12 protein-coding genes are annotated in these 12,351 nt (G+C 60.4%); 3 read left to right on the top strand and 9 right to left on the bottom strand.

Annotated elements, in window-relative coordinates:
- Together GIB19_RS01590 and GIB19_RS01585 are read right to left on the bottom strand one after the other, a co-directional pair.
- On the bottom strand, positions 1 to 915 hold the full coding sequence (locus GIB19_RS01590; protein ID WP_016489422.1) for an ABC transporter permease subunit: 915 nt from the start codon (positions 913 to 915) through the stop codon (positions 1 to 3).
- Between the two features lie 157 nt (positions 916 to 1,072).
- Complete coding sequence (locus GIB19_RS01585; RefSeq protein ID WP_265970192.1) at positions 1,073 to 2,209, bottom strand: branched-chain amino acid ABC transporter substrate-binding protein; 1,137 nt, start codon at positions 2,207 to 2,209, stop codon at positions 1,073 to 1,075.
- A gap of 471 nt (positions 2,210 to 2,680) precedes the next feature.
- Between GIB19_RS01585 and pncB the strand changes: the two genes are divergently transcribed.
- On the top strand, positions 2,681 to 3,886 hold the full coding sequence (pncB, locus tag GIB19_RS01580; RefSeq protein ID WP_085272316.1) for a nicotinate phosphoribosyltransferase: 1,206 nt from the start codon (positions 2,681 to 2,683) through the stop codon (positions 3,884 to 3,886).
- Positions 3,887 to 3,889: 3 nt separating this feature from the next.
- Positions 3,890 to 4,717, top strand: coding sequence for an ammonia-dependent NAD(+) synthetase (gene nadE, locus GIB19_RS01575; protein ID WP_274883035.1), 828 nt, complete (start codon positions 3,890 to 3,892; stop codon positions 4,715 to 4,717).
- 119 nt (positions 4,718 to 4,836) lie between these two features.
- Here nadE and azu read toward each other — a convergent pair whose 3' ends face one another.
- Positions 4,837 to 5,286: an azurin gene (gene azu / locus GIB19_RS01570; RefSeq protein WP_043198099.1), complete on the bottom strand. Its 450-nt coding sequence runs from the start codon at positions 5,284 to 5,286 to the stop codon at positions 4,837 to 4,839.
- A 349-nt stretch (positions 5,287 to 5,635) separates the two neighbouring features.
- Between azu and GIB19_RS01565 the strand changes: the two genes are divergently transcribed.
- Positions 5,636 to 6,223, top strand: coding sequence for an LOG family protein (locus tag GIB19_RS01565; RefSeq protein ID WP_274883034.1), 588 nt, complete (start codon positions 5,636 to 5,638; stop codon positions 6,221 to 6,223).
- A gap of 134 nt (positions 6,224 to 6,357) precedes the next feature.
- Here the strand turns inward: GIB19_RS01565 and GIB19_RS01560 are convergent, their stop codons facing one another.
- From GIB19_RS01560 to rpsF, 6 genes are all read right to left on the bottom strand, one after another.
- Positions 6,358 to 8,658, bottom strand: a complete 2,301-nt coding sequence (locus GIB19_RS01560; RefSeq protein ID WP_099430576.1) for a YgiQ family radical SAM protein — start codon at positions 8,656 to 8,658, stop codon at positions 6,358 to 6,360.
- 112 nt (positions 8,659 to 8,770) lie between these two features.
- Positions 8,771 to 10,168 (bottom strand): replicative DNA helicase, encoded by a 1,398-nt coding sequence (gene dnaB / locus GIB19_RS01555; RefSeq protein ID WP_027592542.1) that lies wholly within the window; start codon positions 10,166 to 10,168, stop codon positions 8,771 to 8,773.
- 113 nt (positions 10,169 to 10,281) lie between these two features.
- Entirely contained in the window at positions 10,282 to 10,728 is a 447-nt protein-coding gene (rplI, locus tag GIB19_RS01550) for a 50S ribosomal protein L9 (RefSeq protein ID WP_012316464.1), read from the bottom strand.
- Positions 10,729 to 10,748: 20 nt separating this feature from the next.
- The gene (locus GIB19_RS01545; protein WP_027592541.1) at positions 10,749 to 11,612 is read right to left on the bottom strand and encodes a hypothetical protein; all 864 of its coding nucleotides are present in this window, start codon (positions 11,610 to 11,612) and stop codon (positions 10,749 to 10,751) included.
- Between the two features lie 33 nt (positions 11,613 to 11,645).
- Positions 11,646 to 11,876 (bottom strand): 30S ribosomal protein S18, encoded by a 231-nt coding sequence (rpsR, locus tag GIB19_RS01540; RefSeq protein WP_003249563.1) that lies wholly within the window; start codon positions 11,874 to 11,876, stop codon positions 11,646 to 11,648.
- A 28-nt stretch (positions 11,877 to 11,904) separates the two neighbouring features.
- Positions 11,905 to 12,330, bottom strand: coding sequence for a 30S ribosomal protein S6 (rpsF, locus tag GIB19_RS01535; protein ID WP_003249557.1), 426 nt, complete (start codon positions 12,328 to 12,330; stop codon positions 11,905 to 11,907).
- Between the last annotated feature and the right edge of the window lie 21 nt (positions 12,331 to 12,351).

Here is a 12,351-nt window from a genome sequence, read left to right as displayed (position 1 = left end):
TCACACCTTAGCCACGAGCGGGCGACCCAGCAGGCCTTGGGGACGGAAGATGAGGATCATCACCAGCAGCGAGAAGCTGAATACGTCCTTGTAGTCGGAGTTGATCAGGCCAGAGAACAGCGACTCGGAGATGCCGAGGATGATGCCGCCGAGCATGGCCCCCGGTAGCGAGCCGATGCCGCCCAATACCGCCGCCGTGAACGCCTTGATGCCGATGATGAAGCCGGCATAGAAGTCGAAGGTGCCGTAGTTCATGGTAATCAGCACACCCGCCAGTGCGGCCATGACTGCACCGATGACGAATACGTAGGAAATCACCCGATCGGTGTTGATGCCCAGGATCGAAGCCATCTTGCGATCTTGCTGCGTGGCGCGGCACATGCGGCCGAGCTTGGTGTACTTGATCACATAGGTAAGCAGGCCCATGCCGACGAATGCGGCAATCAGGATGAAGATCTTGGTGTAGGTCAATTGCACGAAGCCGGTGCCGACTTCTACCCGCAAGGCGCCTTCAAGCAGGGTTGGCACGCCTTGCTGGCGGGCGCCCTGGCTGATCTGTGCATAGTTTTGCAGGATCAGCGAGATGCCGATGGCACTGATCAGCGGTGCCAGACGGGTGGAGTTGCGCAGGGGTTTGTAGGCGATGCGTTCGATGGTGAAGCCATAGACGCCCGTGACGACGACGGTGAACAACAGCGTGCCCAGCATCAGAAGCGGGAACGATTCGACGCCGAAATAGGCCAGCAATGCCAGGCTGATCGCCGCGAGGTACGCGGAAATCATATACACCTCGCCGTGCGCGAAGTTGATCATGCCGATGATGCCATAGACCATTGTGTAGCCGATGGCGATCAGGCCATAGACCGACCCGAGGGTCAGGCCGTTGACCAGTTGCTGCAGAAAAATACCATCCATAACGCAATCTCACCTGATTGAGATTGCACGAGCGCCTACCACGGCGGGCCCTGAATGCAGCGGCCCTCGCAGCGCAGAACTGTGCAGATCTACGGATAAAGACAGGTACCGCGGGGCTGCAGCCCGGGGCAGTAAGCACCCGGGCCGGTAGCCGTTATTATTTTTGTTTTTCCAGCTGGTGGTATTTACCGTCTTTGTCCCACTGGTAGACCACGTAGTCGGAGACGGTCAGGTCGCCCTTGCTGTCCCACTTCTTCTCGCCCATGACGGTCTTGACCGGGTTGGCCTTGAGCCATTTGGCGGCGTCTTCGCCTTTGTTCGACTTGGCACCGTTGAACGCGGCGGCAAGCGCCTGCAACGAGGCATAGGCGTACAGGGTGTAGCCTTCAGGCTCGGTACCGCTCTTGCGGAACTCTTCCACCACGGCCTTGCTGTCCGGCAGCAGGCGCGGGTCGGCGCCGAAGGTCATGTACACGCCATCGACGTATTGTGCGCCACCCGCCGTGGACACCAGTTCGTCGGTGACGATGCCGTCATCGGACATGAACTTGACGTCTTTCAGGCCTTGCTCACGCAGCTGGCGTACCAGTGGGCCGGCCTCTGGGTGCAGGCCACCGAAATAGACCACGTCGGCGCCGGTGGCGCGGATCTTGGTAACCACGGCGCTAAAGTCTTTCTCGCCGCGGGTCAGGCCTTCGTACAGCACAGGTTTCACGCCACGCTTCTCGAGCTGCGCCTTGGTGGCATCGGCCAGGCCTTGACCGTAGGTGTCCTTGTCGTGCAGCACGGCCACCTTCTTGCCTTTGAGCACATCGACGATGTAGTCACCGGCAACGATGCCCTGCTGGTCGTCACGGCCACACATGCGGAACATGGCGGAAAGGCCGCGCTCGGTCACTGCTGGGTTGGTCGACCCCGGGGTAATGGCAATGATGCCCGCTTCGTCATACACCTCGGATGCCGGAATGGTGTTAGAGGAACAGAAGTGACCGACCACGCCGATCACCTTGTCCTGATCGGCCAGGCGGTTGGCCACGGCCACGGCTTGCTTCGGTTCGCAGGCGTCATCGCCTTTCACCAGGACGATCTTCTCGCCGTTGACCCCACCTTCGGCGTTGATCTTGTCGGCTGCCGCCTGGGCACCTTTCATGTACTGCTCGCCAAACGCTGCGTTGGCACCGGTCATCGGGCCTGCGACGCCGATCTTGATGTCGGCCTGAACATACGAAGAAATACCCAGTGCCGTAGCGACGGCCAGAGCCAGGAAACCTTTCTTGTAAAACGTCTGCGACATGAGGTGGTGCTCCTAGAGTTTTTTTTGGTTGGCACTACAACTTCTCAACCCTGTGCTCAGAGCAAGGGCCGTGCCATTGGTTTTGTATTCCGGGAAATCACACAGCAAGGGTGGCTGGCAGGCGACCGACGGCCTTTTCTTTATTGAGCGTGCAACCGTCTGCCACGCGGCAGGCGCCACCACACGTACAGACAAGGAGCAACCGTGGAGTGCCATCATTGCAACCCTGGCAAGTGTTTACGTGCAACCGCCCTGTAACAGCCGACGTCACCGAAGTGCACACCGCTGGTGCGCGACTGCTACAGGCAGCACTGTTTCAAGGCTAGCGGGTGCACGGAAAAACACCTCTGTTTTGGCCGTTATGCCGGCTAGATGGGAGCGGGCTTGCCCGCGAATGGGCCGCGACAGAAACATGAAAATGCAAAAGGCTGGCACAATGGCCGCCATTCGCCGCTTCCGGAGCCACCCTTGATGAGCGAGAGCGCATTCGCCGAGCGCATCGTGCACAACCTGCTCGACACCGACTTCTACAAACTCACCATGATGCAGGGTGTGCTGCACAACTACCCGGACGCCGACGTGGAATGGGAGTTTCGCTGCCGCAACGGCGAAGACCTGCGCCCTTACCTCGGCGAGATCCGCAACCAGCTCGAACTGCTCAGCGACCTGACCCTGGATGAAGGCCAACTGGGCTTTCTGGAACGTATCAGTTTTCTCAAGCCAGACTTCCTGCGGTTTCTGCGCCTGTTCCGCTTCAACCTGCGTTACGTGCGCATCGGCATCGAAAACGATCAACTGTTTCTACGCCTGCGTGGTCCCTGGCTGCACGTGATCCTGTTTGAAGTGCCCTTGTTGGCCATCATCAGCGAAGTGCGCAACCGCCACCTGCACCCGCACATGCGCCTGGCCGAAGCCCGCGACCAGCTGTACCGCAAGTTCGACTGGCTGCGCGCGCATGCCAGTGACGATGAGCTGGCCGACCTGCAAGTGGCCGATTTCGGCACCCGCCGGCGGTTTTCCAGCCGTGTTCAGGAAGAGGTGGTACGGGTGCTGCGTGATGACTTCCCGGCCCGTTTCGTGGGCACCAGCAACGTCGACCTGGCATGGAAACTGGATATCAAGCCGCTGGGCACCATGGCCCACGAATGGATCATGGCTCACCAACAGCTCGGCCCGCGCTTGATCGACAGCCAGAGCGCCGCGCTGGACTGCTGGGTACGCGAGTACCGCGGCCTGCTGGGCATCGCCCTGACCGACTGCATCACCATGGACGCCTTCCTCGGCGATTTCGATTTGTACTTCGCCAAGCTGTTCGACGGCCTGCGCCACGATTCGGGCGAGCCAGTGGCCTGGGCGGAAAAGGCCATTGTCCATTACCAGAAGCTGGGTATCGACCCGATGACCAAGACCCTGGTGTTTTCCGACGGCCTCAACCTGACCCGTTCGCTGGAAATTTTCCGTGCCCTGCGCGGCCGCATCAACGTCAGTTTCGGCATCGGCACCAACCTGACCTGCGACATACCGGGTGTGGCGCCGATGAACATCGTGCTTAAAATGACCGACTGCAATGGCTCGCCGGTGGCGAAAATCTCTGACGAGGCGGCCAAGACCCAGTGCCGCGACGAGAACTTCGTTGCCTACATGCGCCACGTTTTCAAAATCCCCAGCAAGGAGTAACCCATGCAAGCCGTTCAGCGAGAGATTGCCCAAGCGCTCAAGGTGCAGCCACCGTTCGCCGATGCCGCCGCGCTCGGCAACGAAGTGGCTCGGCGCGTGGCGTTCATCAAGGATTGCCTGGCCAATGCCCGGCTCAAGACGCTGGTATTGGGCATCAGTGGCGGTGTCGACTCACTGACCGCTGCCCTGCTTGCGCAGCGCGCGATCAACGAGCTGCGTGCCGAAACCGGTGATAATGCCTACACCTTCATTGCCGTGCGCTTGCCCTATCAGGTGCAGCATGACGAGCATGACGCCCAAGCGTGCCTTGACGTGATCAAGGCCGATGAAGTGCACACCGTCGACATTGCACCGGCAGTGAAAGCGTTGGCAGCTGAGGTGGTGGAACTGAAAAACGGCTCGCCGACGCTGGTGGACTTCGTTGTCGGCAACGTCAAGGCGCGTACCCGCATGGTCGCCCAATACACCATCGCCGGCGCCCGTGCAGGCCTGGTGATCGGCACTGACCATGCCGCCGAAGCGGTGATGGGCTTCTTTACCAAGTTTGGTGATGGTGCCTGCGACCTGGCCCCGCTGAGCGGGCTGGTGAAAAACCAGGTACGGGCCATTGCGCGCCGCTTTGGTGCGCCGGAATCGCTGGTGGAGAAGGTACCGACAGCCGACCTGGAAGACCTTGAGCCGGGCAAGCCGGACGAGGCGTCACATGGCGTGACGTATGAGCAGATCGATGCGTTCCTGCAGGGGCAGCCGGTTGATCAGGCAGCGTTCGACATCATCGTTGCGACCTACCGCAAGACCCAGCACAAGCGCGAACTGCCGTTCGCGCCTTGAGGGCCTGGGGCCGCTTTGCGGCCCATTCGCAGCACAAGGCTGCTCCTACAGACGCTTGCATTCCCCTGTAGGAGCAGCCTTGTGCTGCGAATGGAGGGCAAAGCCCTCCCCTTACTCAATTACTTGACGACAACCTTGCCCTTCATCATCGAGATGTGGCCCGGGAAGGTGCAGAAGAAGCTGTAGTCGCCACCGGCTTCAAGCTTGGACGTGTCGAACTTCACTTCGGTTTCTTTCTCCGGCGCACCGATCATCGCGGTGTGGGCGATGATGTTGGCGTTGTCTTCTTTCAGGTAGCCCTTCTCGATGCCCTGGCTCATGCCTTCAGTGGCAATACCCTGCATGTCAGCCGTCTTGCTGATCACCAGGTTATGGCCCATGACGTTCTTCGGCAGGTTGCCGGAGTGGGTCAGTTTGACGGTGAACTCCTTGCAGCTCTTGTCGACGGTGAATTCCTTGGTGGTATAGGACATCTGGTCCGTCGATTCGACAGTCACCGAGCATTCGGCTGCGAAGACAGAGGCGCTGGCGAGGGTCAGCAGGGATACCGCTACAGCTTTCGCAAACATCATGAATCTCCTTGGCAGGGTTTTATCAATTGCGAGACTGCCTGAAACCGTTCAGCCCCTTTCTGATATGGGTCAAGGGGGTGTCAAGTGGCCAGCCAGTAGAATTGTTCAATGGATTGTATACAACCAATCTAAGGGCACATCATGCCCTTTTATTGGAGGATGGGACAACCTCTCATTTAGGAGCAATACCAAATGCGCATTTCCAGCTTCATGAACAGCCTGCTTGCCGCCTATGCCCAGGGTGCCACGGGTGCTGTCTGCGAATTCTCCCGGCCGGAATGACACCGGCCTTGGAACGGCCAGGCATGCGCCGTACCCTGTCATTCTGAATGATTGGAGATGAGCAATGCTTGTACGTTCCGTGTGTGTCTTCTGCGGCGCCAGCATCGGCGCCAACCCTGCTTACCGTGACGCGGCCGTCGCACTTGGCCAGGCCATTGCCCGGCGCGGCCTGACCCTGGTTTATGGTGGCGGCGCTGTCGGCTTGATGGGCATCGTGGCCGATGCTGCCATGGCTGCGGGCGGCGAAGTGGTCGGGATCATCCCGCAAAGCCTGCTGGACGCCGAGGTGGGCCACAAGGGCCTGAGCCGCCTGGAGGTGGTCGATGGCATGCACGCGCGCAAGGCGCGCATGGCCGAACTCAGCGATGCCTTCATTGCGCTGCCGGGTGGGCTGGGTACGCTGGAGGAGTTGTTCGAGGTGTGGACCTGGGGGCAACTGGGCTATCACGCCAAGCCGCTGGGCCTGCTCGATGTGAATGGCTTTTATGAAAAGCTGGGCGGGTTCCTTGACCATATCGTCGAGGAAGGTTTCGTGCGGCCGCAGCATCGGGCGATGTTGCTGCTGGGGCAGCAGGCGGATGCATTGCTGGATGGGATGAGTGAATTCGTCGCGCCGGTAGCGCCGAAGTGGGTCGACAAGCAGCCGGATTGAAATGAAAGGGGCTGCTTTGCAGCCCATCGCAGGCAAGCCAGCGCCTACAGATACCATGCAGCATTCAAGGCCTGCGCTGTACCTGTAGGAGCTGGCTTGCCTGCGATGGGCCGCAAAGCGGCCCCCTTCAAGCCTCAGCGCGGAATAACGGGCTGACGCGGCTTCTTACCCTTGCCGCCACCCTTGGCCGCTTCCTTGCGCTCCTTGGCCGCCTGCTGGTTGCGGGCAAATGCCTCGGCCTTGGCCTTCTCACGCTTGTCCCACGGCTTGCTGCCATCGCTGCCACGCGGTGGCAGGCCGGTGTGCTGGGTCAGGATCTTCTGCTCCTTGGCCACCTTGTGGCTGCCAGCCGGCGTCGAGTTCTTGCGGCGGGCGCTCTGGTAGCTGTCGGACTGCGGCTGGTGCAGCGGAATCAGCTGGTGCTTGCCTGGCCCGATCAAATCGGCACGGCCCATGCGCTCCAGCGCCTCACGCAGCATCGGCCAGCCCTTCGGATCGTGATAACGCAAAAACGCCTTGTGCAGACGGCGCTGCTCCTCGCTCTTGACGATCTCTACGCCTTCGCTCTTGTAGGTCACCTTGCGCAGCGGGTTCTTGCCCGAGTGGTACATGGCCGTGGCCGACGCCATGGGCGACGGGTAGAAGGCCTGCACCTGGTCAGCGCGGAAGCCGTTGCCCTTGAGCCACAGGGCCAGGTTCATCATGTCTTCGTCGGTGGTGCCTGGGTGCGCGGCGATGAAGTACGGGATCAGGTACTGCTCCTTGCCCGCCTCTTTCGAGAACTTCTCGAACATGCGCTTGAAGCGGTCATAGGTGCCGATGCCCGGTTTCATCATCTTGTCCAGCGGGCCACGCTCGGTGTGCTCCGGGGCAATCTTCAGGTAGCCGCCAACGTGGTGGGTAACCAGCTCCTTGACGTACTCCGGCGACTCGACCGCCAGGTCGTAACGCAGGCCCGAGGCGATCAGGATCTTCTTCACACCCGGCAAGGCACGCGCCTTGCGGTACAACTCGATCAACGAGCTGTGGTCGGTGTTGAGGTTTTCACAGATACCCGGGAACACGCACGACGGCTTGCGGCAGTGCTTCTCGATCTCGTGGCTCTTGCAGGCGATGCGGTACATGTTGGCGGTCGGGCCGCCAAGGTCGGAAACCACGCCAGTGAAGCCCGGCACCTTGTCACGCATTTCCTCGATCTCGTGCAGGATCGATTCGTGGGAGCGGTTCTGGATGATCCGCCCTTCGTGCTCGGTGATCGAGCAGAAGGTGCAGCCACCGAAGCAGCCACGCATGATGTTCACCGAGAAGCGGATCATCTCGTACGCCGGGATGCGCTCTTTGCCATAGGCCGGGTGCGGAATACGTGCGTAAGGCATGCCGAACACGTAGTCCATTTCTTCGGTGGTCATGGGGATGGGTGGCGGGTTGAACCACACGTCCACTTCGCCGTGCTTCTGCACCAGGGCGCGGGCGTTGCCTGGGTTGGTTTCCAGGTGCAGCACGCGGTTGGCGTGGGCATACAGCACCGGGTCGTTACGCACCTTCTCGAACGACGGCAGGCGGATCACCGACTTGTCGCGGGTCATGCCCGGGCTGTCGAGAATCTGCACCACTTTGGCTTCGTTCGGGTCTTCCACGTCACCTTTGGCTTGCTCGATGGCACACGCCTGGGTGTCTTGGGTGTTGACGTAGGGGTTGATGATCTTGTCGACGCGGCCAGGGCGGTCGATGCGGGTGGAGTCGATCTCGAACCAGCCCTGCGGCGTGTCACGGCGCACGAACGCGGTGCCGCGCACGTCGGTGATGTGTTCGATGCTCTCACCCTGGGACAGGCGCTGGGCGACTTCGACAATGGCCCGCTCGGCGTTGCCGTACAGCAGGATGTCGGCGCTGGCGTCGATCAGGATCGAATGGCGGACCTTGTCCTGCCAGTAGTCATAATGGGCGATGCGGCGCAGCGAGGCCTCGATGCCACCGAGCACGATCGGCACGTGCTTGTAGGCTTCCTTGCAACGCTGGCTGTACACCAGGCTGGCGCGGTCCGGGCGCTTGCCGGCCATGCCGCCTGGGGTGTAGGCGTCGTCGGAACGGATCTTCTTGTCCGCGGTGTAGCGGTTGATCATCGAATCCATGTTGCCGGCCGCGACGCCGAAGAACAGGTTCGGCTCGCCCAGCTTCATGAAGTCGTCTTTGGACTGCCAGTTTGGCTGGGCGATGATGCCCACGCGGAAGCCCTGGGCTTCCAGCAGACGGCCGATGATGGCCATGCCGAACGACGCGTGGTCGACGTAGGCGTCCCCGGTCACGATGATGATGTCGCAGGAATCCCAGCCGAGCTGATCCATCTCCTCCCTGCTCATGGGCAGGAACGGTGCTGGCCCGAAGCATTCGGCCCAGTACTTGGGATAGTCGTAGAGTGGTTTGGCTGCTTGCATGTCAGTGACCGGTTCTGGTGTTCAGGGAAATCGCGGGCGCGGAATATAGCACAAATTTTGATCAAATCCGACGGCAGAGGTCGGATTCATCTGCAATACGCAAACCCTGCGTTTATTCGTCGTCGTCGAAGTTGTACATACCCGGCGCGAGGTTCTCGAAGCGGGTGTACTTGCCGATGAAGGCCAGGCGGATGAAGCCGATGGGGCCGTTACGCTGTTTACCGATGATGATCTCGGCAATGCCCTTGTGCTCGGTTTCCGGGTGATACACCTCGTCGCGGTAGACGAACATGATCACGTCGGCGTCCTGCTCGATTGCACCCGATTCACGCAAGTCGGAGTTCACCGGGCGCTTGTTCGGCCGCTGCTCCAGGGAGCGGTTCAACTGCGACAGGGCAATGACCGGGCAGTTGAATTCCTTGGCCAGGGCCTTGAGCGAGCGGGAGATCTCGGAAATCTCGTTGGTCCGGTTGTCACCGGCAGAACCCGGGATCTGCATCAGCTGCAGGTAGTCGACCATGATCATGCCAATTTCACCGTGCTCACGCGCCAGGCGGCGGGTGCGCGCACGCATTTCCGACGGGCTGATGCCGGCGGTATCGTCGATGAACAGCTTGCGGTCGTTGAGCAGGTTGACCGCCGAGGTCAGGCGCGGCCAGTCGTCGTCGTCCAGCTGGCCGGAACGGACCTTGGTCTGGTCGATGCGGCCGAGGGACGAGAGCATACGCATGATCAGCGATTCGCCTGGCATCTCGAGGGAGAACACCAGCACCGCCTTGTCGCTGCGCAGCACGGCGTTTTCCACCAGGTTCATGGCGAAGGTGGTCTTACCCATCGATGGACGGCCGGCGACGATGATCAGGTCGGCTGCCTGCAAGCCACTGGTCTTCTCGTCCAGGTCGGTATACCCGGTGGAGATACCGGTGATATCGCTGTCGGAGTTGAACAGCGTGTCGATCCGGTCGATGGCCTTGGTCAACAGCTCGTTGACCCCTACCGGGCCACCGGTCTTCGGCCGGGCCTCGGCGATCTGGAAGATCTGCCGTTCGGCGTCGTCGAGGATTTCTTCGGCGTTGCGCCCTTGCGGGTTGAACGCGTTGTCGGCGATGTCGGTGCTGATGCTGATCAGCTGACGCAACGTGGCCCGCTCGCGAATTATCGCGGCGTAGGCCTTGATGTTGGCCACCGACGGGGTGTTCTTGGCCAACTCCGCCAGGTAGGCCAGGCCGCCGACTTGCGACGACACGCCCTCCTTGTCCAACTGCTCGTGCAACGTGACCACATCGAACGGATGGTTCAGGTCGACCAGCTTGTGGATGGCGCGGAAGATCAGGCGGTGGTCATGCCGATAGAAATCGCCATCCGACACCTGATCCAGTACCCGCTCCCAGGCGTTGTTGTCCAGCATCAGGCCACCGAGCACAGCCTGTTCGGCCTCGATGGAATGCGGCGGCACCTTCAGGGATGCGGTTTGCAGGTCAAGCTGTTCGGAGGTGGTGATCTCGTTCATGGCCACGAATAAATTCTGGGGGACGAAAAAGACAAAGGGCACGGCCTGTGAAAGACAGGACCGTGCCCGATGTTAACCGGCTGGGCCGCGTGCGGCCAGCCAGTCAGCGCAGCTTAGGCAGCTACGACGACCACACGTACGGTGGCTTCAACGTCGCTGTGCAGGTGCACGGCTACGTCGTATTCGCCAACCTGACGGATGGTGCCGTTCGGCAGACGAACTTCAGCTTTGGCCACTTCAACGCCGGAGGCGGTCAGGGCGTCAGCGATGTCGTGGGTGCCGATCGAACCGAACAGCTTGCCTTCGTCGCCAGCGGTGGCAGTGATGGTCACTTCCAGCTCAGCCAGTTGGGCAGCGCGGCTTTCAGCCGACGATTTACGGTCAGCAGCTGCTTTTTCCAGCTCGGCGCGACGCTCTTCGAACGCAGCCAAGTTGGCGGCGTTGGCAACGGTGGCCTTGCCGAATGGCAGCAGGAAGTTACGGCCGTAACCAGCCTTAACTTTTACTTTGTCGCCCAGGTTGCCCAGGTTAGCGACTTTTTCCAGCAGGATCAGTTCCATTTGGTAAAACCTCTTAACTTTTAACCTTCACCGTTCGCGGAGTCATTCCCCTCAGGGGACTTGCGACCGCGAAAATCAATCAGGCTGTCGACAATGGCCAAAACCACGAGCAACGGATAAATCAGCTGCATGATCAGCGGCAGCGTCACGTACATGCCTACCAGCCAGAAACCGGCCAATCGGCCCTGTGCCACCAGCCCATGCATCAAGGCGATGCCGGCCAGGACGAGCACCAGGCTGGACGCAGAGGCCAGGACGATGAACTGCGGCCCGATGAACGGACCCAGCACCATCATGGCCACCAAAGCCAGCATGGCTACCCGCGGCAACTTCAAGGCGCGAAACTCGCGACCGAAGCCTCCAGGGTTGTACAACGCAGCCTGCCAATAACGCGCCAGCATCAAAGCCAGCACGCTGAACAGCTGCAGCATCACCGCCGTTGAAGCGACCAGCACAGGGCCGATCAGCTCACCGGGGATCACCGGCTTGCCTTCGATTTGTGGCAGGGCTTGTACAAGCGCCTTGGCCAACACCTCGAAGGTTTCACGCAGTACCGTGTCCAGGATGAGGCTGTAAACCAGCCCCAACACAACACTGAACATCAACACCCGGCTCCAGGAATGCCCGGCACGCAACAAGGCGGCCAGCCCCAGCGTCCCCAACAGCACCAGCAAGGTACTGGGGTCGCCAAAGGCCCAGATGGCCACCGCGGGCAAAAGCCCAAACGCGATGACCGTTGAAGCATCCTTGAACCCGCGCCGCAGAAGCACGAGGCTTCCGGCAGCGGCACTCAACCAGAACAACAGCGGTAACACTGCACTGATGACCACCACCAGGGTGGCCTGCACACGACCGCGCATGATGAAATCAGCTAACGCTCGCATGCTTATCCCTTACTGCTTGTCGACGACCCGGTCTCAGCGGCCGTGGCTGTCGGTGTAGGGCAGCAGGGCCAGGAAGCGGGCGCGCTTGATAGCGGTAGCCAGCTGACGCTGATAACGAGCTTTGGTACCGGTGATACGGCTTGGAACGATCTTGCCGGTTTCGGATACGTAAGCTTTCAGGGTGTTGAGATCTTTGAAGTCGATCTCTTTCACGTCTTCAGCAGTGAAGCGGCAGAATTTACGACGACGGAAGAAACGTGCCATGTAATAGGCTCCTCAAAAGGTCCGTGGATTACTCGTCAGCGTTATCGCTGGAGTCGCTGTCATTGCTGTCATCGCCTTCGGCGGAGTCAGCATGCTCAGGACGCTCACGACGCTCACGGCGCTCGCTGCGGTTCTCTTCTGCCTTCAGCATCTCGGACTGACCGGTTACGGCTTCGTCGCGACGGATGACCAGGTTACGGATCACGGCATCGTTGTAGCGGAAGTTGTCTTCCAGCTCGGCCAGGGCCTTGCCGGTGCACTCAACGTTCAGCATCACGTAGTGAGCCTTGTGAACATTGTTGATTGCGTAGGCCAGTTGACGACGGCCCCAGTCTTCCAGGCGGTGGATTTTGCCACCATCTTCTTCGATCAGCTTGGTGTAACGCTCAACCATGCCGCCGACTTGCTCGCTCTGGTCCGGGTGAACCAGAAAGATGATTTCGTAATGACGCATGAATGCTCCTTACGGGTTAGT

Origin of the sequence: Pseudomonas sp. ITEM 17296 (assembly GCF_028895205.1) — a bacterium.
In the GTDB taxonomy this organism is placed as follows: Bacteria; Pseudomonadota; Gammaproteobacteria; order Pseudomonadales; family Pseudomonadaceae; genus Aquipseudomonas; species Aquipseudomonas kermanshahensis.
The sequence above is the reverse complement of the archived record's forward strand: the minus strand, read 5'-3'. Positions and strand labels throughout refer to the sequence as shown.

Coding starts and splice junctions, on each gene's coding strand:
- azu (WP_043198099.1), bottom strand. CDS start 5,286: ATGTTTGCGAAAGCTGTAGCGGTATCCCTGCTGACCCTCGCCAGCGCC.
- rpsF (WP_003249557.1), bottom strand. CDS start 12,330: ATGCGTCATTACGAAATCATCTTTCTGGTTCACCCGGACCAGAGCGAG.
- rpsR (WP_003249563.1), bottom strand. CDS start 11,876: ATGGCACGTTTCTTCCGTCGTCGTAAATTCTGCCGCTTCACTGCTGAA.
- nadE (WP_274883035.1), top strand. CDS start 3,890: ATGCAAGCCGTTCAGCGAGAGATTGCCCAAGCGCTCAAGGTGCAGCCA.
- GIB19_RS01560 (WP_099430576.1), bottom strand. CDS start 8,658: ATGCAAGCAGCCAAACCACTCTACGACTATCCCAAGTACTGGGCCGAA.
- dnaB (WP_027592542.1), bottom strand. CDS start 10,168: ATGAACGAGATCACCACCTCCGAACAGCTTGACCTGCAAACCGCATCC.
- GIB19_RS01585 (WP_265970192.1), bottom strand. CDS start 2,209: ATGTCGCAGACGTTTTACAAGAAAGGTTTCCTGGCTCTGGCCGTCGCT.
- GIB19_RS01545 (WP_027592541.1), bottom strand. CDS start 11,612: ATGCGAGCGTTAGCTGATTTCATCATGCGCGGTCGTGTGCAGGCCACC.
- pncB (WP_085272316.1), top strand. CDS start 2,681: ATGAGCGAGAGCGCATTCGCCGAGCGCATCGTGCACAACCTGCTCGAC.
- GIB19_RS01565 (WP_274883034.1), top strand. CDS start 5,636: ATGCTTGTACGTTCCGTGTGTGTCTTCTGCGGCGCCAGCATCGGCGCC.
- GIB19_RS01590 (WP_016489422.1), bottom strand. CDS start 915: ATGGATGGTATTTTTCTGCAGCAACTGGTCAACGGCCTGACCCTCGGG.
- rplI (WP_012316464.1), bottom strand. CDS start 10,728: ATGGAACTGATCCTGCTGGAAAAAGTCGCTAACCTGGGCAACCTGGGC.